The following is a 21,327-nucleotide window of genomic DNA, read 5'->3' as shown; positions in this document are numbered from 1 at the left end:
CTCTTAGTTATCCATTTATTAATCATAAGTATTTCAATTCGACCAACAATTAAATTAGAAAGGCAAGCCGAATGACTCGTTCTTTATCCGCTGCTATATCAGGAATAGATGCCGCACAGACAATGCTTGATAATGTCGGTAACAACATTGCAAACGTCAATACGGTTGGATACCAAGACACAAGTGTCCAGTTCGCAGACCTTTTAAATCAGCAGGTAGCTCCTGCTGGAGCGCCGCAGACTGGAGTAACGGGTGGCGTAAACCCAATCTTTGTCGGTAGCGGTGTTCGTGTCAGTAGCACAAGTACTAATTTTACTGAAGGTACAAATGTTCAAACCGGAAGTCCGACTGACGTTGCAATTCAAGGAACGGGCTTCTTGGTAGCTCAACAAAATGGCCAAACTTACTACACCAGAGCTGGTAATTTGAAGCTTGATGCCAACGGTCAGCTCGTTACTCAAACTGGAGCACTGATCCAAGGCTGGTCCCCAACGACTGCAGGGGGTACTATCTTAACTACAGGACCGACAGGGCCCCTATCAATACCTCAGGGCCAAGCTGCAAATCCAGCAGCTACAGCGAATATAACCTTGGGGGGAAACCTCCCTGCTTGGAACGGAGCTACGGTTACCACGCAGCCAAGCTATACAGCTACGACTACAGCGTATGATAGCCTTGGCAATCAGATACCAATTACGGTTACATTTACAGCCACATCGGGGACGGCAGATAGCTATGGCGTAAAGGTAACCACGCCGACGCCAGGAAGTACAACGGGAGGCACCACCTCCCTAGGGAGCGGTACGATTACCTTTGTTCCGACCACCGGGCAAATGACGTCAACGACTCCAATACCGTTGACGGGTTTTCCAACATCCTATAGCGTGCCGACGGCGGGAATGAATTTGGACTTTCCGGCCGCTGGGACGACAGGGGCTGTAACTCAGTTTTCTGGATCAAGTACGATAGCGGTTGCTTCTCAAGATGGATATCCTTCTGGAACCTTGCAGAACTTCTCCATTGGGTCTGACGGGACGGTAACTGGTACTTATGCAAACGGTAAGACGCAATCTTTGGGAGTTATCGCAATGGCAAACTTTGCCAATGAAAATGGCCTAACCAAGGTGGGTAATCTAAATTATCAATCCACCTTGAACTCTGGAACTGCCCAACTTGGTACTCCTGGTACTGGTGGTCGAGGGCAACTTCTAGGTGGTTCTTTGGAAAACTCTAACGTCAGCCTTGGAACTGAACTATCGAACCTGATAGTCGCCCAAACTGCCTACCAGGCTGACACTAAAGTGGTTTCAACAACTTCCATGGTCCTTCAGTCGTTGGTTCAGATGTAGCTGACCACCTTGAATAAATAAATTCATCACTTTTTCTTCGACGAATCCGCCAAATGGGCACCGGGTAACTGTGAACCTGGTGCCCATGTTTTTGCCTTCGGATATGCCGTGAGCAGTCAAGATATGCGTGCTACTCGATCGTTGTGTCAGAAACTTCCATTGTCTATAACAGATATAGTTCAACCGATTAAAGGGCAGCCCCATGAGGCGATACCCCTGAAACTATTGGTGTCAAATGAGATAGCGAAGACACCATCGTTTAATGTATCTATCGATTTTTGGATTATCCAATAAAACACTATTTGCCTCGGACCCCAGCCTTTTTGGTCGAACGCAATTGAGGAAATCTTCAGATTGTAATTTCGATGATCTTGAGCATTGCGTTATTTATTTATTGATTTCTTTAAATTAGCCACCTAGAGTGCCGACACTCTAGGTGTTGGAATTGTCGGGAGATGTTCGAAAAGGAAACTTATAGATGATTAATCTAACTCGATTGAATGGTGAGAAGATGGTCATCAATTCGGATCTCATACAACGCGTTGAGGCTAACCCTGATACCGTGATAATGCTGAGTGACGGGACTCATTACGTTGTTCGAGAGAGCGTCGATGAGATCGTTGCTGGGGTTCGTACCTTTCAGGCATCTGTTTTGGCAGAGGCTGCATATTTGGGACGCACCGGAGAGCCCTCTCCCGCACTTCGACTGGTTATAGGACCTGACCAAGAGGGGTAGAAATGGATTTCGCAACACCAATCGGAATTGGAGTTGCCTTAGTGGCAATTATGGTTTCGATGATAATGGACGGGGGCAATCCTGCATCGCTGATCGCTCCGTCTTCAATGCTTTTGATCTTTGGAGGCACGATCGGCGTTACTATGGCGACGGTCCGTCTTAAAGATATGTCTATGTTGATCGGTGGAATCAAATCTGCAATGTTAGCAAAGGCTCCAGTGGCAGAGGAGTCGATAGCCGATTTAGTCAAATACGCAGAGGTTGCACGCAAGGAAGGCCTATTAGTGCTGGAATCTGCGGCAAAAGACATAGAGGATCCCTTTATGAAAAAGGGCCTTCAAATGGTTGTGGATGGCTCCGATCCGGAGGTAATTCGGATGATTTTAGAGGGCGATATCGACTCGATGAAGGCACGGCATAAGGCTGCGGGAAAGATCTTCAAGGACATGGGAGGATATGCACCTACGATTGGTATTTTGGGAACAGTTATGGGCTTGGTCCATGTTCTGCAGAACCTTTCTAACCCTAGCACTCTAGGGCCCGCAATTTCGGCAGCCTTTACCGCAACCCTTTGGGGTGTTATGACTGCTAATGTGATCTGGCTTCCAATCGAAGGCAAACTTCATCGCATGGGAGAGTTAGAAGTCAAAGCCAAGCAATTGACTCTTGATGGGATATTGGCAATTCAAGAGGGATCTGCTCCTCGAATTGTCGAACAGCAACTCTTGACCTATTTGGCGCCAAAAGACCGAGAAGCGCTTGAAGCTGCAAAAGCGGCTTCTAAGAAGAAGGCAGCATAAAAAGATGAGCGTTAAGGGACATACTGCTCCTGCACTTCATCGAGGAAAGAAAAAGCACGAGGAAGAAGTTGGTGAGCACTCTGAACGTTGGCTACTGACATATGCCGATATGATTACTCTTTTGCTTGCTCTATTTGTGGTTCTTTTTGCTATGAGTTCTATCAGTGTAAAGAAATTTAATGAATTTAGGACTGGTGTGATCTCTGCATTTTCTCCTCAAATAAACTCCCTACAAGCGGGAGGAACTGGAATTTTACAAGCGAATTCACTTATATCGAGTCCTGGCAATTCGTCAGCTAAGGCTACGATCTCGTCCTCATCAAATTCGAGCTCCTCTAATGCGACTGTTAGCTTAGAACGCCAGTTGAGCAGATCGATCGCGTCATCTGGACTTTCTTCTTCGGTAAGTGTTTTGACAAGCTCCCAAGGAGTTATTGTTAGGATTCTGACGGATAAGGTATTTTTCGCCGTTGATTCTGCCAACGTTCAGCCTGGTGGAACCAAGATTTTGGATGCCGTCGCCTCGGTGATTGCACCGATTCCAAATAATGTAGTTATTCAAGGTAACACCGATAACCAGCCAATTGTAGGAGGACCTTACAGCTCTAATATGGAATTATCGGCCATGCGTGCCGTGAACGTGCTTGAGTATTTAGTGAAGAACGATCATATTTTGGCTTCGCGCTTGAGCGCAACTGGATATGGATCCACCCGGCCATTGCTTCCAAATACCACCCCAGCTAACATGATGGAAAATCGACGAGTTGATATCTTGATCCTCAACACGACGATATCGACGAGTCTCTCTTCTACGGCCACCTCTTTAGCGCCGACCTTGACTACGCTTCCGAATCTAGGTTAGCTGACTCGCGCTACTGGATATCATGAGCGAATGTTGATTTCTGCATTTTTGTGAATAGATCTATAAAGAGATTCATTGAGCTCGGGTCCTCATTGTTAGTGTGACCAAAGCGCTGCGACTGAACATATGAGCTGGAGCTGTGATTGACTTTCTCATGGTCGGCTACAAAGTTCAAGACCCTCCAGGCGCAATTGGCACGGAGACGACCAGGATTGTTGCCAGGGATTGGGACACAGACACGATTCGAATTGGTACCGTAGGTCGCAACCTCCAAATTGATTTTGCAGAGTCTATCTGCGCTATCGCAGTTGTTTGATCTCTTCCTTTTCTCTTTTCGTCTCTTGTCTTCTTGACGATCCAAGACCATGTTTTTACCCTTTGATAGGGTCCAGCTAGTTAGCTATCTTTAGCATTTTGGGAGAAGATCGATTTAGGGATCGATTTCCGCAGATTCATTTGAGATAGCCGATGATGGACGAGGCGCAAAGGTGAGGCGCAAAGGTGAGGCGCAATGGAACTAAATCAGTTAACTAAATTGACTACGCCATGGCTTCAATCTAAAGAGACAATGCTCTTTAGATTGAAGCCATGGCGTAGTTGTCGATAGGTTCTAAATTAGCTCTTTTAGCCAATGGCAGGTGGTGGCTGAGAGGTCTGTTGGTTTATCTCCTCTAAGGCGAGTTTGGCAGGCACCACATTATCGCCTTTGTTTTCCTTCTCCTTGGCATCTAAGAGTTCTATACTTTCCAAGGATTGAGCAGTAAAGATCGCAAGTACATACGAAAGAAGGGTAACCCCAACAAACGAGACCGCAATTGAGATTAATGCACGGCCAAGAAGGTCGTTGAGGGAGATGAAGCCCGCACTATAAGACGAAAAGGCCGGAAAGGTAATCGCAGCAGATGCTGCCAATGTTAGTTTTGGTCGAAAGTGCATCGAGTCTCGCCTCCTATCAATCAGGGTTACTTTGCGACCTGGTCATCTTGGTTGGAACAACTCGACCGGCTTGATTTGTTGCCAGGTTCAGAACTGGCAGGTCGAAGTTGTTTGCGTCAAAGCCAGGCGAGTTGCTCAAAAAGACGAGCGTCATTGCGCTTTTGCCACCGAGTTCTCTAGCTAGATGATTGACGTAGGCATTAGACCACCGTGGATCACAAAATAGATATGTAGATGGAAGGCCAAGTTCGCGACGTACAAAGGCCACTTCTGTCGGGTTTAGCGATTCTTCGTCGATCTCCATTGCAATTGTCATTGGAGAATTAGAGGTTTCAATTTGTCCAAAGAGGTTGTTGATCTGCTCGATTGTAGCCACAGCAAGAAAGAGTGAAGGACTCTCCATCCGATATTCTGATTCAATAAGATCTAAAAGCTGGTAGGAACCTTTGCGGATCTGCCTTTTCTCGCCTATGAAAATCGTTCTTAGGGCAGCCAGCGAAGGAGAGTTTAGAGTTCCATCTCGACTTTGATTTAGAGTTCCGTTTGGGCTCGGTGGGCGGCTTTGTTCGTTTATGTCGGCAGCTAGGCCCTGTGTGAGGCTGTTGATTCGAGCTTCGAGCCAAGTTATAGGATCGGACTTCGTATCGTGAGCGGAGTTGTTGTCTCTAATTTGACGAAGGTCGTCTAATTCGATTACATTCCCACGCAGAAGTTCGGGTTCTGGTGGGGTCTTGGGCTCAAAAGGGGTCTTGGGCTCAAAAGCACTCAGAGTTCGAAGGTCTATTATTTGTTCTTTTTCGGGAGAAATTCGATAGGACGACGGGGTGGCTTGTGCTGCCGCATTATTTGAGATGTCATCGAGAAGTTCAAGGGAGAGGTCGTCTTCCAAATAATCGTAGGAGCTATTGGAGCTTCTAGAGACTAGATATTCATTTGAGAGTTCATCGTTTGAGGCATCGCTTCCTAGATATGCTTGGCTGAGTTCGCTGGAGAAGTCAAAGGCCAGATCATTTTTGCTAGCCTTAGGAGATTTGTTCTCTTTGGTGAGGTCCAACTCAAAGTTGTCATTGGTTGGGGCGTTAGCTTCAGCTTCGCCATCGAACTTTTTCGATAGGCGAGTCCAAAGGGGAGTGGTAACCTCTTTTGGCGTCTTTGTCTTTTTTGCTCCTTTTGAATTTGAGCGAAGCGTTCGTTTATCCGGATCGGATGGATCGTCCAAGAGGTGCTGTGATGGGTTCGAAGATACCTTTAAATTTGGAAACGGAAGAGAGGTCGAAGGTGACTGGGGCTGCGATGGGGCGACCTCTCCGTATGCACGTGCTAGTCGTACCGCAAATTCAGCAGGATCTCGAACGAGAGTATCTTCTCTTAGACGGGCTGATTCCGCACGAAAACGGTCTTCAACTAAAGCATTTGAGAAGTTGGGATTGTCGGAGATTTCAACGAGAATGGAGAATCTCTCTTTGTAGACCAGCGACTTTAATCCCGCTGGCTTAATCTTTTCGGCTTTTATAATCTTTGCGGCGGAGCCCCATTGATTCTTCACATTGAGAATCAGGAGCTCGAGGGATTCACCCTCAAATTGCTGAAGCGTTGACAAGGCTCACTACTCCTATCAGATTGGGGCGGTATGAACCACCCAGTTCGGCGGTCGAAATGACGCTTAATCGAGGTATTAGAGGGTGTATGGTTCGGTAGGTCGCTGCCCTAAGCTTGGGTTGGACGACTAGAACCGGGGACTTTCCCTTGGTTTCTGAGTCTGCAAATATCGCTCCCACCTCGTCGACAACTCGTCTAACATATGTGGGGTCGGCTCCAAGGGTCAGACCAGCCTCTGTAATTTTGAGCGTTTCCATCAAATGCGTGGTTACAAGGCCGTCCAGTGTGATCATAGGCAGCTCGCCATCGGTGAGTTTTAGTGAGACTATCGACGGGCCAAGCGCCACTCTTGCGGCTTCGAGGAGGTTATCGGGATCGCGACTCACACGAGCTCTTTCGGTGATAGCTTCTAAGATTCGTGTGAGATCGCGAATCGGGACGCCTTCGTCGAGGATATCTTTTAGGGTTCGCTGTACTTCCGAGAGGTTTATGCCAGCTGCTCCCAACTCCTCTACAACCGCCTCATTTCCTTTTTTGATAGCGTCTATGAGTTCTTTGACTTGTTGTCGTGAGAGTAGTTCGCCTGCGTGACGTTTTACCACCTCGGAGAGGTGGGTGGTAATTACTGACGAGCGGTCGACAACTGTCGCACCCATCATCATGGCCTGTTGCTTCATTGAAGAGGGGATCCACTTGGCCTCAAGGCCAAAGACTGGTTCTTTATCCATCTCGCCCGGGATTAGATGGAGATCGCCTCCGATTGCTAGAGATCGCCCTTGAGGGGCTCGTCCTTTTGCGACTTGTACTTCATGGACTGAGATCGCATATTCAGTCATGGCTAGCTCTATGTTGTCTCTAGTTCTTACCGGTGGGAGGACAAGCCCTAGTTCATTTGCAATCTTGCGACGAAGGCCTCGAACGCGATCCAAAAGGTCGCCACCCATGGGAGTATCCAATAGATCCAAAAGATCAATTGCAAGTTCCAGAGTGAGAGGTTCCACCTTCATAGTGTTCATAAGGGCTTCTGGGGTGTCAAGTGGAAGCGGAGCTATTACCTTTGGCTCTTCTTTTTCCACCTTGGCGCTAGCGTCAGCTTGTGCGTTGTTTCGACGACCAATTATATAGACAACTGAACCAACGAGTATAAATGGGAGCTTCGGAAGTCCTGGGAGGATTCCAAGGCCGGCGATGATACCTCCAGCCATGGTCATAGCATGTTTTTGAGATTTGAATTGCGATAGTAGGTCTAAACCAAAGTCGTTTTCTCCAGCTGATCTGGTTACGATAAGGCCAGTTGAAACTGAGAGCAATAGAGCCGGAATCTGTGAGACTAAACCGTCTCCAACGCTCAGGAGCGAGTAGGTAGAAATCGCCTGAGTGAGCCCAAGATGATTCTGTAGTACGCCTACGGTAAATCCACCTATAAGGTTTATCATCGTGATTATGACGGCTGCGATGGCATCGCCTTTTACAAACTTCGATGCGCCATCCATAGCTCCGTAGAAGTCAGCCTCTTTTGAGATCTTTTCTCTTCTCAATCGTGCTTCAGCCTCATTGATGTGGCCTGCATTTAGGTCGGCGTCGATTGCCATCTGCTTTCCAGGCATTGCATCGAGTGTGAATCGAGCTGCGACTTCAGCGACTCTTCCGGCACCATTTGTAATTACAACGAACTGGATGATGAAGAGGATAAAGAAGATTACTAGGCCGACAACGATCGAGCCACCGACGACAAAGTGGCCAAAACTTTCAATAACGGATCCAGCGAATCCATGCAGGAGAACTAGGCGTGTGGCGCTTATATTGAGCGCAAGGCGAAAGACCGTAGCGATGAGCAAGACCGATGGAAAGGCAGAAAATTCCAAGACTGATTTCACTCGTATCGCCATCATTAGCACGAGCACGGCAAAGGTTATGTTGATAGATATCAAGATGTCCAAAAGTATCGATGGTATAGGTACCACCAACATGACAACGATCGCTACGATTGCCAAGGGAACACCAAAGAGCGTCCATTTACCAGCCTTCAAGACTTATCCTCACATCGCGTTCTTACGCAACCATCATGGTTAAGTTCCAAAGAGCCGTCCTGGCTTTCAATAATTTTCGACAGCTTGAAGGTCTGACTAAAATTTTTACTTGATTTACTTTGAGCTTCGTCTTCGATTGCTAGAGTTGGCGATCAATCAATGTATTTTATCTCTTGGGTCGGGCCAGTTGGAATCCAACCAAGGTGCACCAGCCGCAGAAGGGCAAAATGGCTAGGATCGCGATCTAAATCGTCGCCGTTAAATGCTATTCAAGTCTCCTCGTTGTTAGGTCGAATAATTAAAATATGGTCAAGACCATAAGCGCATGTCTTATAACAAAAAATGAAGAGATCCACCTGGAGAGGTGTCTGAGCTCTGTCTATGGCCATGTCGATGAGATCGTGGTCGTAGATACCGGTTCGAATGATCGTACAGTTGAGATTGCGCAGGGTTTTGGTGCCAAGGTTTTTTCGGTCTCCTGGAAAGACGACTTTGCCCTCGCCAGAAATGCAGCGCTAGATCTCGCCTCGTCGGAGTGGATTTTGAGCATCGATGCAGACGAATGGGTGGAAGTAAATTGGGACGCTTTGGACTTTGCGCTTAGATATCCAAGAGGTACTCAAGCTTATTTGATTGATATAGAAGTGAAAAGCGCAACTAGCTTTGGAGGAGATTACTCTTTTCGAGCTCCACGGCTCTTTACCAGGACGGAACTTCGCTGGTTTAATCGGGTTCATGAGAAGGTTTTGACCCCAGATGGCTTTGAACCAGTGGTCTCTTTTTTGGAGTCGTCGATAATGAAGATTATTGACGTTGGCTATCAAAATGAGGATGATTGTTTGGTTAAAGGTGAGCGAAATTATACCCTGGCTCTTCGTGACTTGTTAGATCACCAAGAGTTCTCGTTCGATCAAAACCTCCTTGCGCAAAAGGCCTTCGAAGTTGGGCGCAGTTTAGTCACTTTAGGCCGTAGAGAAGAGTCTTGTGAATATTTTGAGCAAGCTCGGGGCACCGCTAGAGACCCGCAACTTTGGATGTGCGCTACTGACTTTCTAGCACGCCAATATCTTGCCCTTGGAAGGTTCCGCTATTGCATAAGCTTGGCGATCTCGCTACGCCAGCGTGGTGGTGAAGAGCGATATTGCAATTGGTTGTGCGCCCAGGCTTTGGCTCAAGCCGGTCAACCACACGATGCATTGGACTTTCTAGAAGGCGTGGACCAAGTCATCGATCCTTCGGGGTGTGAGTTCGATCGAGCTCGGGTAGTAGAATTTCGCTCGCTCTGTCTTGCACTCAGTGAACTTGAGGAGTCCACAGGATAGAGTCTTTGAAAAAGGGACTGAATCAACCAGGCAGAGATAAGCACCCGATTACAGCGCCAAAGTAAATAGAGGAATCTGAGGCCTTGTGACCAAGGTCAATTTATTTGCCGTAGAGCGTTTTTGCCTTTAGCGTTGAGCCCCCTCGAACTAACTTTGATTGAAAGTCGAGACTTTGTTGACCTGAGGTAGAAGTCGATCTTTGGTTTTAGATTTCGTTTGATTCTTTTTCTAAGGACGGCACTTTGGCCGCCTCGCTTGCTTTAAAGAGACGATCCCAAAGAGACGATCCCAAAGAGACAATCTTTTTGAATGGACGGACCTAGGCGAGCTCTGGTTAGTCGACTATAGGTCGACTATAGGTCGACTATAGATAGTCTGGGTTCTAGGGGCTTTTACTTCACGTAGCGATATCTCAATTTGATCCGTGATATTTCAAATCGATGTGATAGTAGGTTAGCCCTCTTGGACGCTCTTTAGATCGATCTTTTGCCTACCTCCAGTGCCAATCGCGATAGTTGGTTGCCCATAGAGGTGTCGCCTAGGCAATTGAATCCGCTTTGATTAATAGTTCATTGGGGATCTCTGCGCTCGGAGTTGTGTGGCTCATCTCTTGGCTTTTAGCAAAGGCAGATAGCTTGAAGACGAATGCGATCAGCTTAGCAACGGCCTTATAAAGCACAAATGGAATTTGATCGTCAATCTTCGTGGAAACATAGAGTGCGCGAGCTAATGGTGCGTCGCGAACGATCGGAACATGATTTTGGCTTGCTCGTTCCTTTATCAGGAGCGCTATGTTATCTTTTCCTTTGGCTACGACCCTAGGCGCCGGTGAGATCTTGGGGTTGTAAGAGAGGGCGACTGCAAAGTGGGTTGGATTTACCACCACAACAGTTGATTTTGCTATTGCAGCCATCATCCTCTGCCTGGACATTTGCATCTGCATTCTTCTGATTCTACCTTTTACGGTTGGATCGCCTTGATCGTCTTTGTTTTCCTCTTTGACCTCTTGTTTGGTCATCTTTAAGCTTTTGGTAAGCATTTTTTTCTGACGGGCATAGTCGGCTACGGCTATTACTAGACCAAATCCTGCTATCATTCTGGCAGCTCCTAGGACAATACCGGCCGTTTCAGTTGTAACGCTTCCAATTGCCAGATTTGAATTTGTGGAGAGCAAAGATGTGAGGCCATGAACCTGTGAATAGCCAAGCCCAACCACGACAACTAGCTTGACAAAACTCTTTAGCACTTCTGTGAGGCCAGATGGGGAAAAGATCTTCTTGATGCCCTTGAGGGGCGAGACTTTGGAGAGTTTAGGGGTTATAGATTTATAGAAGAGACCAAATCCCGTTTGAGCAACCGAAATGATGATAGCAACAAGGGCTGCTCCTCCAATTATCGGACCCACAATCAATACGAATGCGCTGAATCCATCGCTGAGCATGGCCGTTGTGCTTGTTGTCGTTGGATTCAGGGTTACGCGAGGAATTGTATAAAAGAGCACCTCGATCTTTTGTTCGGCAGGTCCCAATAGGATTGGCATCAGAATCGTCGCTGCTAAAAGTGAAAACCATGAAAATAATTCCGGAGATTTTGCTACACTACCCTCAGATCTCGCCTTTTTGATTCGTTTAGCGGTGGGTTTTTCAGTCTTACTCTTCTTGTCGGCGGCCATCTGGTCACCCCCCGTTGATCAAACGCATGAAGTTCATCATCGTCGTTACCGAGTCACCACTAATTAGTTGTACAAAGCCAGGAAGATTCGAAATTACCAAGGAGACGACCAGGATTGTTGCCAAGATTTGAATGGGAAATGAGAGTGCATAGATAGAGATCGAAGGTGAGACCTTAGAGAGGATGGATAAGAGTATTTGGACCGTAAAGGCCACCGCTGCAATTGGCGCTGCTATCTGCAGGGTCGCTCCGAAGAAGGTCGAGAAGTTGTTAATAACTAGTTGACTAATCGCAGAGGATGAGATGTGGGTTGGCATCGCGATCTTCAGTGATACAAATAGTCCTTTTAGAATAAATAGGTAGGCACCTGAGGTGAATAAGAGCATAAGTGCGATCATCTCGTACAAGATGCCAAGTCCAGAGTTTTGGTTTAAACTCAGTGGGTCTAATTGAGGCGGAGGTGAAAATCCACCGAGTAGACCACTAAGAAAGCCAGCGCTAGAAAAGGCCGATATCAATGTGTTGACAAGGACTCCAAGGGCCAGCCCTAATACGACTTGTACAACCAGAAAGATTAGCGTCGAGTTGGGGTTTGAAAATGTCCCACTTGGAACTGCCAAGAGATGAGCTGCTGGAAGTGCCATCGCCAAGGAGAGACCGACTCTAACTGAGACCGGGATCTGCTGTGATGAAAATGGCGGTGCGACAGCAACGAATGCTCCGATGCGAAGCAGTGCGCCAAGCAACAAGAGCAAGGATGCTTCAGAGAGCGTCACGGTCTCATCCAGCCAGTAGCTGAGGTAGTTGAGAAAACAGCGAGTCGGTGAAGGAGATCAATTGGCCGATCATCCAATGTCCCCCAACAAATAGCACGGCCGCCGCCACGACTAGTTTTGGAACAAAAGTTAGAGTTGGCTCTTGAATCTGCGTTATCGCCTGGATAAAGGAGACGATCAGTCCGATTGCAAGGGTTGCTACCATAACTGGCCCTGCGATCTTGCCAATTAGGTAGAGTGCTTGTCCTGCAATATTTATTACTTGAGAGTCGGTCACCGAAAGCTCACCAGTAGCCCATGAACCACCAGGGTCCAGCCATCCACCAGCACAAATAAAAGAAGTTTAAAGGGCAGAGAGATAAGTGTTGGTGGTATCATCATCATTCCCATTGACATCAATATCGATGCGACCACCAGATCCACGATCATAAAAGGTATGTAGATAACGAAGCCAATAATGAAGGCAGACTTGAGCTCAGAGAGCATGAAGGCCGGAACCAATGCACTCATTGAGATGTCTTGTGGCTTTGCGGGATGTTGGTTTGTCACCTGTGTAAAGAGCGCTAGCTCGGGTGTGCGAGTTTGTTTGAGCATCCAAGTCTTCAGGGGCGCCTGGGCGTCATTGTATGCAGTCACTGCTGATATTTTGCCGTTTAGATACGGTGAGACTGCAACATTATTAATCTGGGTGAAGGTTGGCGCCATAATAAAGAATGTCATAAATAGGGCAAGTCCTGTCAGGACCTGACTTGGGGGGATCGTTGAGAGGCCCAGGGCGTTTTTGGTAATGGAAAGGACGATGATAATGCGGACAAAGCTAGTCATCATAATTAGAAGCGATGGTGCTATTGAAAGCAGGCTCAACAGCAGAATGACAATAATACTCTGACTTGGCTTTGTGAGGGTGTTACCTAGATTGATGCTGACGGTAGGAAGAGTTGTTGTGGTCGGTGTTATGAGACCGGCGGCTGCGAGAATGGGTGTCATCGGCTTGCCTTGGTGAATCTTTGGGTTCCACTAAATAGGCTCTGGGAGAGTTTGGTAGCGAGAGCTTCTTCAAATCGAAGTTTTGTACCTGAGCGACCTTGGCTTTGTCTGATCTGTGCAGTCAGATCCTCAAGGCTATTATTAGAGAGCTGATTTGCATCGTCAGTCAAGTCGATAACTTCACCTTGATATCCACCCTGGCGCTTTTGCGGTTTCATGACAAGTAGGTTTGTGGCATCTAAGGCTTCATGGGAGCTTTCATCATTTGATTCGGCCTCTATCTTTGAGATTAACGAGATGTTGGACGGCGTGATTCCAACGATAAAGGAGTGCTCTCCGAACTCTACAAGGGCGATCTGGCTCGATTTCCCAATGGTTATTCGACTCTTGATGACAAGATTCTGCAACTGCTTGGGCTTGGGTCGCGTCCCTTTGACCATTCGCTTTTGGTAGATTTTTGAAAAGAGAAGGATGATTCCAATTGTCGCTCCCAAGGAAAGAACAACTCGTGCTGCTAGAAGGACCATGCTCATTGAAGTAACTCTCCTGACATCGCATATCGCGATGTCTAAATAAGCCGATCCTTGGCAGGGTTTGGATTCTTCCGTGTTTGAAAAGTAATAGAAAAATTAAGTGATAAAGTTGACTCGCTTGGCTAGGAGTCGCTTCGCTCATCTCGGCCGACCACTTCGGTGATACGTATGCCGAATTCGTCTTCTACGACGACTACCTCTGCTCTGGCTACTAGGGTTCCATTCACCAGAACATCCACTGGGGAGGTGGCCAAGCGATCGAGCTCTACGACGTCGCCGCTTGTCAGGGAGAGGAGTTCTCGAACTGACATCTTGGCGCGACCCAATTCGACCGTAATCTCCATCTCGACATTTTGGATAACCCCTAGCGGACCAAGGTCTGATTCAAGTCTCTTCCCAAGAAAGTTTTCGTTTCCATTTTGATTAGTATCGGAAAAGTCAGTACTAATGTCGGTCATTTGTCTCCTCCGGTTCGACTAATAGACAGGCAACTCGTTTACCGACCTGTGTCGGTTGAGCCCAGTAAAGATAGGTTCCATCGACCTTTATTTTCAGAGGGTTACCTTTTCGATGTTTCAATCGCACCACGTCACCGACCGAAAGAGAGACTATCTCTCGTGAGGTAAGAGACGTTGGCTCGAATTCCACCGTTGCCTCTACCTCAATGTCAAATAGCCGAGCCTCTAAATCATGGCTTAAGGTGGTATCGGCCGCGTCTTCTACTGGGTTGGCTCGATTGTTTAATATGTCAGTGATGGGACGAAGTAGCGGAAATGGTAGGCAGATAGCCGTTTGAATTGGCGGGTCATTTGAGATTGACATCTCAACTTGAGCCAAGACGCACATCTCAGACAGCGATACAAGCTGAACAAATTGAAGGGATGCTTCTTGATGGATGGATCCTATTGAAATTTGGGTTATTGGGGCGAATGCCGGAATTAATTGGGCAAGCATCTCTTCGATGAGATTTCGAACGATAACCCGTTCTAAGTCGCTTAGAGATCTTCTTGGGTTTTCGCCTCTTCCGTTTCCGCCAAGTCGCATATCGATGAGACGCATAACAAGCTCAATTGGCATATGCCATAGAGCCTTTGACGGCAATGGAGGGAGGGAAAAGACTGCAATTGACGCAGGATCTTCAAGAATTGTGATTACATCTTCCCAAGGCTTTTGTTCTAACTCGCCGATGTTCAATCGAAATGGCATGCGAAGGTTGGCAGATAGGACCGACGAAGCTGCCCTTAGAAAGCTCTCCAATATCAATTGGAGGGTTCTAAGTTGGTTACGCTCTAGAGACTTCGGCTGGCGAAAGTCGAAGTTTCTAGGAGCTCGCTTGTTATTTTTTTTAGAGACATTTGCGATGTCGAAGGAAGTCTGAGTCATACCTATCTATAGTTTTCGGCACTTCCATAACCAATCTTCAATATCTCGAGTGGAATTTCCTAAATTTAGTTGGTCGCTAATTCAAAGGGGAGGTAGTTGGTGCAGTTTTTTAGAGTCGTGGCCTTTGGAGCGTCTTAGAACCATAGGGCCTAGTTCGGAAAACTTTACGCGGGCACCTATTCGCAAAATTGAAGCAATGTAGATACGAGCACCTATTCGTGCGACTAGGACAGTCGCAATTATTGAAACTGCAATCGAACCTATGAAATATGCAAGTGAGATTTTTCCAAGAGAAAAAAGAACCGGTGCCAAAAATGGCGATACCCCAGGGATGAATACGAGCACTTTGGCCAATAGCGAGGGAGAGGACGATGCGACCTCAAAGAAGCCAAGTCCATAGCCGGCAAGCATTGGTAGAACCAATGGGAAACTAACAGCTTGGGCATCTTCAACTCGAGAGACCATCGATCCTACCGAAGCAAAGAGAGTTGCATAAAAGCCATAACCTGCGATGAACCAGATAGGACCAGTGACCAAGAGTGATCCGGAGACGACGCTGGTCGGCGACACTCCAATTACAGCTAACCCCACGATTAGCGAGAGGATCAGTAAGGTGGCATGTATGAGGGCTACGACTGCAATCCCAGCAATTTTTCCCGTCAATAGTTGAATTGGACGTACGATCGACAAAAGGACCTCTATGACTCGGGTCGATTTTTCCTCGATTATTCCAAACATTACCCAACTGGAGTATTGGGATAGAAGAACGTACATTAATATCAACTCGAAGATCGCAGCTTTTTGCGCTCCCTGATTTGGTGCTTTACTTGGCGTTAAGGAGGTGATTGAAAAAGGAGCGGGATGATTGATTATATAGAGTTGGCTCTTTGTCAATCCTGCTTGATCCTGTGCGTTGATGGTTGCAAGAACATTGGCGGTCCTATTGGCTAGAACGTAAGATGAAGAGGAGGTAGAGGCGGAATTTATTAGGAATCGCTTTGATGGTGAATAGCCAACGGATATGGCTTGGCTTCGAACTTCTTTCTCAAGTTGGCTGGATGATGCGATGGTTTCGATCCGAATGTGAACACCAATTTCAGTTGAGGCGATTTGAAAAGCCTCTAGAACGGATTTTGGGGCAGAGGATTCGATACCGACGCTTTGAGGTCCAGCCTTTGATGCGGTTAAATGCGGTACCAGAACATATGCAAAGGCTGCGAGCATCGTTAGGATCGTTGCTATCCTAAATGCTCTTGAATTGGTGCGCTGTCTAATTTCTCTCTTAGCGATTAGTGCCAGCGAGGAAGTCCCGAATTGGGGTCGTTTCAGTTTCATGAGATCTCATCTTTTAGGTCGTGGCCTAGTTCGGTTTGGTGTTCTGCCTTGAATTTTAGGTCTTCGTCGAAGTCATCTCTTGTTTCCCATTGGCTATTTGATAGGCCAGAGGTTGAGATGGCTTCCTTGAAAACATCGGAGAGGCGTCTTCGCGCGACTTCGTATCGCTCTAAGGTCCCGAACTCCATAGCTCTGTGCAATACGACTGGAGCCAATTCTGGTCGTGCGAGGCGTAGTCGAAAGGTGCCCTCATGATTATCTAAAATTGAGATATCATCAATTTGATTTAGATAGTTACCATCTAAATCGTCTTGGACCTTGATGATTAGGTCTTTATCTAACTCTGTGAGCGTTGTGAGCCGATCCCAGGCGACGATTCGACCTTGGTAAGCTATCGCCACTGATTCGCAAAGGTCCTCGACCACTTCTAGCTGATGCGATGAGAAGAGTACAGTCTTGCCCTCCTGCGCATATTTTTTAAATATCCCGCGCACTACCTCAATCGAGATAGGATCGAGGCCAGAAAATGGCTCATCCATAACCAACAGGGTGGGCTCATGTATGAGCGCCGCTGCAATCTGGGTCCTTTGTTTGTTTCCTAGCGATAACGACTCTACTTTGGCACTTCCACCACCTTTAACCTCTAATTCGTCTATAAGAGCCTGCGCCCTTTTGGTAGCGGTTTCAGTGGATAGGCTATGAAGACGACCTAGGTAGACTAGGTGATCCATTACTGACATTTTGGGGTACAGCCCGCGTTCTTCTGGCATATATCCGAATTGTCTTATTTCATCGGGCGTAATGGGTGCGTTTTTCCATTGGACATGGCCGGCCTCAAGCGAGATCAACCCGAAGATTGATCGCATCGCCGTGGTTTTGCCAGATCCATTTGGGCCAAGAAACCCAAAGACTGCTCCAGGTTGAACGGAAAATGTCATTCGATCAAGAGCTTTAACTTGGCCATACGTCTTGGTGAGATCTATCAAATCGAGCATATGTTTGTAATGTCCCCTCTGACTTTGGTAGGACCTAATATCTATTTGGATAACTATAGGAAATCTTCTCATACCTAATTACTCCTCAAGATGAGTAATTAGGTATTGCTATCTATGCAAATGTGGTTGGCCATATTCTAAGGTGTTGTGATGTGATAGTAATTGGAGATAGAACAATGAGACCAAGTGTTAGGATTTCTGCTCTAGAACCAAATTTTCCCCGAACGATCGCCCATGGCCCGAGTGATCCATTGCAGGTGAAATATGGCTCTACAAAAGACCGGTAGTTTGTTATCCTTCGGGATAAGTTTACCTCCTAGTCCGGGCAGGTTACGGCTGTGCCTGATGAGCCTTGGGGTTGATCTCTTTGACCCAAAAATGCAATATCTACATTTATCTTATAGTCACCCTATTAATCACCCTTTTAAGGCGATCGCGAAAGGCAATTGAGATATTATGTGGGGCCTTTTATGGAAGCATAAGGCTCAGGAGGAGTTGTCATCTAGAGTTGTTATCCACCTGATACAGGGGGTAAAAATGCCAACTCGCTATTATTGGAGAGTTCGGTATCCAAAGGAACCTCGTCGCCGTCAAGCCAAACCTTTGAGACCAAGAGGAGTTCTTCAAATTTTGTTCCAAAAGATTGTCGAGCAAAAGCTATTGCTTCTCCTACCGTCTTAGCATCGATCGATATCTTAGTCTTTCCGGTTATATCTTTGAATTGCGCAAAAAATAGTAAGGTTGCCACTACATCCACCTTAGCGCTTAGAGGGAACTTTTAAACAAAGCCAGCGAATGAACAGAGCTGGCCAATAGGTTTTTGTTCAAATTATTCTGCGATGATAGCTAAAGCATCATTTAGATCTAGGTCGAGATAAACCTAGATGGTTATTGGGGCCGCCCTTTGAGCAATGATATCTTGGAAACTAGCTCCCGCTTGGATTTTCAGGCGTTCTATTTTTGAATTTTGGAAAATCGACGTCGAGGTTTTTCCAGCGCCTTGGCCCAGACCATGGTGCTGGAAGCGCATCGATCTCATAACACAGCCGAAAGACTATCGCCTCATAATTTACTCGCCAGCCTTGAAAATGTCGATATGCATCTTCGACGCTGCGCTCAATTGGAAAGCCAACGATCCTCAGCATCTCGACCGTTTCTGCAAATTCACTCAACGATATCGAGATCGGATTTGTTGGAAGGGGATCTGGATCGTAGGGGATTCTAAGTGAACGAGCAATCTGGCGTAGCGCGCTAAAGCCCATTTGAAGACAGAGACGCGCCTGCATCGGAGCGTCGCTGGGAGCTAGGGAGAGATGGATTGCTGCGGCATCCAAGACAGCCATTAGGGAGGTGATCCATGATGTAGCAAAACCAGGAGATCGGAACCTAAGCAAAATTGGGTATGAGACATGACTTTCAGCAACTTGCGCAGACCAGCGTTCCCAAGCCAAATAGATGATTGGGAGCTCATCTGCGACGATTCCGAGACGACTTCTTCTTAGAACCTCTGGTCCCCAAGCTGGTCGACCTGCTCGTGCAACTAGTAGAGTTACCTCGGTTTCTCTCTTATTGTAGGCGGCATATAGCGTCGGAAGGTACGCAATTTGCAGTGCCACCAGGATCATTCCAGTAAAGGCGGCGGTGAAATCAACAAATGTTGCCCAAGGGCGGTTAGTGGCTACAAATCCAAGTGTCATTAGTGAAGCGCCGGCTTCTCGGATGGCTGCACCAAAGTTTGGGACTACAGGAAAAAGTAGCATTGAAGTTGACAGGAGAAAGATTATGCCCCAAGTGCTCAATTGTACGAATAGGACGGCAGCTGGTTGGCTAGTGAGAAGTGCATTTTTATCTTCATAGTTTGGACGAAAGCCACTCGCCATGTGGTAGATGAAACTCACACCATGATCGATTGTTCTTGCGGTTTTGGTAATGTATCCGCCCGGTATTACTAGGGTCTTCAGAATGTTTGCAACGGTTAGGCCAAATAAAAGGGAACCCACTATGGCGACGAATATTCTCAAAGACGACTCCCTATCGCTCACTCTTGGCAAACCTAGATTACAAAGCTAGGCTACATGGTTCGATGGTGGCTAACCCCCATAGCGTGGAAAGTCAAATCAAGCGACGAAAAAGATGCGGCAGTTATCTATTGGAGGCTTTGACTTTGCGATATCGTAAAGTAGTGTGTTTGGGTAAAGTTGCATGCGTTCATTGTCGAATAATTCACCGATAGTGGTAAATTTACTTTAGTACCATGACTTGGGGTTCCCTAGATTTTTTGATAAGGGGTTGATGCTTTGGCGAATCGGACTTATGAAAAGGAGGTCGTTGGGGATCGCTACTCCTTTGATTCTAGGACTCTTAAGGATGCTCCTTTAGCTAACCAAGATCTAAGGCGCAATAGAAAGTCCGCCATACACTTTCAGAATGCTAGAAGTTACCAGAAGCACTCGATAGAGTACATTGGATCGATCGCGCTCTATTTGGCGCTGGTTGTCGCGCTTTTTATAGCTTTTATGCTCTTTGGCACGAACTTGATAAATGCCAGCGAGCAGTCAAGCCTTCTAAATAGCTATCAAAGTCGAGTAACCCATGGCTCCTATCTGCCTCCAAAACAGGGGAGCGTACTCGGAGTTCTCTATATCCCTAAGATCGGACTTGACAGGGTAATAGTGCAAGGTTCCATGGAATCTGACCTTATCTTGGGTCCGGGTCACTACGTCGGAACGCCGCTACCTGGACAAATGGGTAATGTGGGAATCGCTGGCCATCGAACTACATACGGCGCACCTTTTTATAACATCGCAAAATTGGCCACGGGCGATCCAATATATATTCGAAGCAGCGCCGGGCGATTTGAATATTTGGTTACTGGCGCTGAGGTCGTTGCTCCAAGTGACAATTCTGTTCTGGATCAAACTAATTTCGCTCAATTAACCCTTACAACATGCAATCCAGCCTTTTCAGCATCAACTCGCCTGGTGGTCTTTGCTCGTCTTTTGGGAAAGCCGATAGGCTCTACAATCACCCTAACCAAAACAATCCACAAACAGGTCTCTATCTCTAGCGGTACCTCCTCAACGATTAGCTGGCGAGGGATTGCCTTGGCGCTTGTTTCACTTTTGGTTGGACTGTATGGACTTTGGAAGATTTCAATTCGCCGCGCTCACTTAGTGGGCTTTGCGCTGGTGCTTGGGTCTTTGGTGTTGTGGATTGGGGCTTTTTACTTTGGTGCTTCCATGCTGCCAGGATCTTTTTGATGCATCCTGGTGAATGCACCTTGAGGCTGAGATGGAGCGATTCTAGATGGAGGAGATGGTGCAAGAATTGGCTCAAATTCTCACCCAGGCGATGGCGATCTAGAGGGGCCGACGTTTTAATGCGGACTTCTATTTGCTGGGTGGCTCTTCTTGCAGTTGGCCTAAGCGGTTGTCAATTGCTTCCAACTTCGAAGGCGCTAATCAAAAAGACCGTAGTAACTTCGATGATTTCATCCACAACTGTGACTTTTCCAGTAGTCCTAAATAACTGGGGAGCAACTATGGCTATATGGGATCAAAATCACACCGTAGACCCGAGGGCGCCTTCGGCATTTTGGCCACGTTTGAGCGATGGCCGCGACACCTATACCTCTTTGATCGTTGAATCAGGAGTGGTTGTTGGATTTACTTTCGCGCTGTATCCATCGATATCGTTGGCTTTGGCCAAGGGGCTGGCACTTTCGTTGTTGCCTCTCTCGGAAAAGCAGATCTCAACAGCCAAGAGCGCCTCATGTCTTGAGGTTAGCTATAGTCGGTTCGACCATATGATTCCTGTGGCTTTTTTTGTATTTGATCCATCTATGGATATAAAGACGGTTATTTTTTCAGTCGATACACGGCCAAAACCAGATCAGTGCGTTGGTTGATCTATGGTCAGTTGGGTTTTGTCCGAGACGTTGCTTTGAGCCTATGGATAGGAATTAGACAACCGTTTTTGGGTAATTTTTATAGATATTGAAAATCAAATTATTA

At 46.9% G+C, this 21,327-nt stretch carries 22 protein-coding genes; 8 read left to right on the top strand and 14 right to left on the bottom strand.

Going from position 1 to position 21,327, the window contains the following annotated elements:
* Positions 1-71: 71 nt before the first annotated feature.
* The 5 genes from AXFE_RS12615 to AXFE_RS20065 all read left to right on the top strand — a co-directional run bounded on the left by AXFE_RS12615 (position 72) and on the right by AXFE_RS20065 (position 4,063).
* Positions 72-1,349, top strand: a complete 1,278-nt coding sequence (locus AXFE_RS12615; protein WP_052606318.1) for a flagellar hook protein FlgE — start codon at positions 72-74, stop codon at positions 1,347-1,349.
* Between the two features lie 478 nt (positions 1,350-1,827).
* Positions 1,828-2,085 carry a flagellar FlbD family protein gene (locus AXFE_RS12610; protein WP_052606317.1) on the top strand — a complete coding sequence of 86 codons (258 nt, stop codon included), beginning with the start codon at positions 1,828-1,830 and terminating at the stop codon, positions 2,083-2,085.
* A 2-nt stretch (positions 2,086-2,087) separates the two neighbouring features.
* Positions 2,088-2,885, top strand: coding sequence for a flagellar motor protein (locus AXFE_RS12605; RefSeq protein WP_052606316.1), 798 nt, complete (start codon positions 2,088-2,090; stop codon positions 2,883-2,885).
* 4 nt (positions 2,886-2,889) lie between these two features.
* A complete protein-coding gene (locus AXFE_RS12600) occupies positions 2,890-3,747 on the top strand; it encodes an OmpA/MotB family protein (RefSeq protein WP_052606315.1) in 858 nt (285 codons plus the stop codon).
* Positions 3,748-3,886: 139 nt separating this feature from the next.
* Positions 3,887-4,063, top strand: coding sequence for a hypothetical protein (locus AXFE_RS20065; protein WP_160291852.1), 177 nt, complete (start codon positions 3,887-3,889; stop codon positions 4,061-4,063).
* A 308-nt stretch (positions 4,064-4,371) separates the two neighbouring features.
* Here the strand turns inward: AXFE_RS20065 and AXFE_RS12590 are convergent, their stop codons facing one another.
* From AXFE_RS12590 to AXFE_RS12580, 3 genes are read right to left on the bottom strand one after another with little or no spacing between them, the layout of a single operon-like run.
* Positions 4,372-4,683 carry a hypothetical protein gene (locus AXFE_RS12590; RefSeq protein ID WP_052606313.1) on the bottom strand — a complete coding sequence of 104 codons (312 nt, stop codon included), beginning with the start codon at positions 4,681-4,683 and terminating at the stop codon, positions 4,372-4,374.
* Between the two features lie 16 nt (positions 4,684-4,699).
* The gene (locus AXFE_RS12585) at positions 4,700-6,283 is read right to left on the bottom strand and encodes a hypothetical protein (RefSeq protein WP_052606312.1); all 1,584 of its coding nucleotides are present in this window, start codon (positions 6,281-6,283) and stop codon (positions 4,700-4,702) included.
* Positions 6,261-8,312 carry a flagellar biosynthesis protein FlhA gene (locus AXFE_RS12580; RefSeq protein ID WP_052606311.1) on the bottom strand — a complete coding sequence of 684 codons (2,052 nt, stop codon included), beginning with the start codon at positions 8,310-8,312 and terminating at the stop codon, positions 6,261-6,263. Before AXFE_RS12580 ends, AXFE_RS12585 begins: the two co-directional genes overlap by 23 nt.
* Positions 8,313-8,617: 305 nt before the next feature.
* On the opposite strand from AXFE_RS12580, the gene AXFE_RS12575 reads away from it, so the two are divergent.
* The gene (locus AXFE_RS12575) at positions 8,618-9,634 is read left to right on the top strand and encodes a glycosyltransferase family 2 protein (protein WP_052606310.1); all 1,017 of its coding nucleotides are present in this window, start codon (positions 8,618-8,620) and stop codon (positions 9,632-9,634) included.
* Between the two features lie 538 nt (positions 9,635-10,172).
* Here AXFE_RS12575 and AXFE_RS12570 read toward each other — a convergent pair.
* From AXFE_RS12570 to AXFE_RS12520, 11 genes are all read right to left on the bottom strand, one after another.
* The gene (locus AXFE_RS12570; protein WP_052606309.1) at positions 10,173-11,306 is read right to left on the bottom strand and encodes an EscU/YscU/HrcU family type III secretion system export apparatus switch protein; all 1,134 of its coding nucleotides are present in this window, start codon (positions 11,304-11,306) and stop codon (positions 10,173-10,175) included.
* Between the two features lie 4 nt (positions 11,307-11,310).
* A complete protein-coding gene (locus tag AXFE_RS12565; RefSeq protein ID WP_052606308.1) occupies positions 11,311-12,081 on the bottom strand; it encodes a flagellar biosynthetic protein FliR in 771 nt (256 codons plus the stop codon).
* Positions 12,082-12,085: 4 nt separating this feature from the next.
* On the bottom strand, positions 12,086-12,358 hold the full coding sequence (gene fliQ, locus AXFE_RS12560; RefSeq protein WP_052606307.1) for a flagellar biosynthesis protein FliQ: 273 nt from the start codon (positions 12,356-12,358) through the stop codon (positions 12,086-12,088).
* Positions 12,355-13,002, bottom strand: a complete 648-nt coding sequence (gene fliP, locus AXFE_RS12555; RefSeq protein ID WP_052606332.1) for a flagellar type III secretion system pore protein FliP — start codon at positions 13,000-13,002, stop codon at positions 12,355-12,357. Before fliP ends, fliQ begins: the two co-directional genes overlap by 4 nt.
* Before the next feature lie 62 nt (positions 13,003-13,064).
* Complete coding sequence (locus AXFE_RS12550; RefSeq protein ID WP_052606306.1) at positions 13,065-13,601, bottom strand: flagellar biosynthetic protein FliO; 537 nt, start codon at positions 13,599-13,601, stop codon at positions 13,065-13,067.
* A gap of 122 nt (positions 13,602-13,723) precedes the next feature.
* On the bottom strand, positions 13,724-14,059 hold the full coding sequence (fliN, locus tag AXFE_RS12545) for a flagellar motor switch protein FliN (protein WP_082058726.1): 336 nt from the start codon (positions 14,057-14,059) through the stop codon (positions 13,724-13,726).
* The gene (locus tag AXFE_RS12540; RefSeq protein ID WP_052606305.1) at positions 14,046-14,984 is read right to left on the bottom strand and encodes a flagellar motor switch protein FliM; all 939 of its coding nucleotides are present in this window, start codon (positions 14,982-14,984) and stop codon (positions 14,046-14,048) included. Before AXFE_RS12540 ends, fliN begins: the two co-directional genes overlap by 14 nt.
* A gap of 81 nt (positions 14,985-15,065) precedes the next feature.
* Positions 15,066-16,319 (bottom strand): ABC transporter permease, encoded by a 1,254-nt coding sequence (locus AXFE_RS12535; protein WP_052606304.1) that lies wholly within the window; start codon positions 16,317-16,319, stop codon positions 15,066-15,068.
* Positions 16,316-17,314 (bottom strand): ABC transporter ATP-binding protein, encoded by a 999-nt coding sequence (locus AXFE_RS12530; RefSeq protein WP_052606303.1) that lies wholly within the window; start codon positions 17,312-17,314, stop codon positions 16,316-16,318. The genes AXFE_RS12535 and AXFE_RS12530 overlap by 4 nt, the downstream gene beginning before the upstream one ends.
* A gap of 511 nt (positions 17,315-17,825) precedes the next feature.
* Positions 17,826-18,062 carry a MoaD/ThiS family protein gene (locus tag AXFE_RS12525; protein WP_052606302.1) on the bottom strand — a complete coding sequence of 79 codons (237 nt, stop codon included), beginning with the start codon at positions 18,060-18,062 and terminating at the stop codon, positions 17,826-17,828.
* 178 nt (positions 18,063-18,240) lie between these two features.
* Positions 18,241-19,356 (bottom strand): hypothetical protein, encoded by a 1,116-nt coding sequence (locus AXFE_RS12520; RefSeq protein WP_052606301.1) that lies wholly within the window; start codon positions 19,354-19,356, stop codon positions 18,241-18,243.
* Positions 19,357-19,611: 255 nt separating this feature from the next.
* Here AXFE_RS12520 and AXFE_RS12515 point away from each other — a divergent pair, with 255 nt between their 5' ends.
* Both AXFE_RS12515 and AXFE_RS12510 read left to right on the top strand, forming a co-directional pair.
* Positions 19,612-20,574, top strand: coding sequence for a sortase (locus AXFE_RS12515; protein WP_052606300.1), 963 nt, complete (start codon positions 19,612-19,614; stop codon positions 20,572-20,574).
* Between the two features lie 119 nt (positions 20,575-20,693).
* Complete coding sequence (locus tag AXFE_RS12510; RefSeq protein WP_052606299.1) at positions 20,694-21,221, top strand: hypothetical protein; 528 nt, start codon at positions 20,694-20,696, stop codon at positions 21,219-21,221.
* Positions 21,222-21,327 lie beyond the last annotated feature (106 nt).

The sequence above is a fragment of the Acidithrix ferrooxidans genome (assembly GCF_000949295.1).
GTDB classification, from domain to species: domain Bacteria; phylum Actinomycetota; class Acidimicrobiia; order Acidimicrobiales; family Acidimicrobiaceae; genus Acidithrix; species Acidithrix ferrooxidans.
Note: the sequence above shows the minus strand (reverse complement) of the source record. Positions and strands in the feature narration are given on the sequence as shown.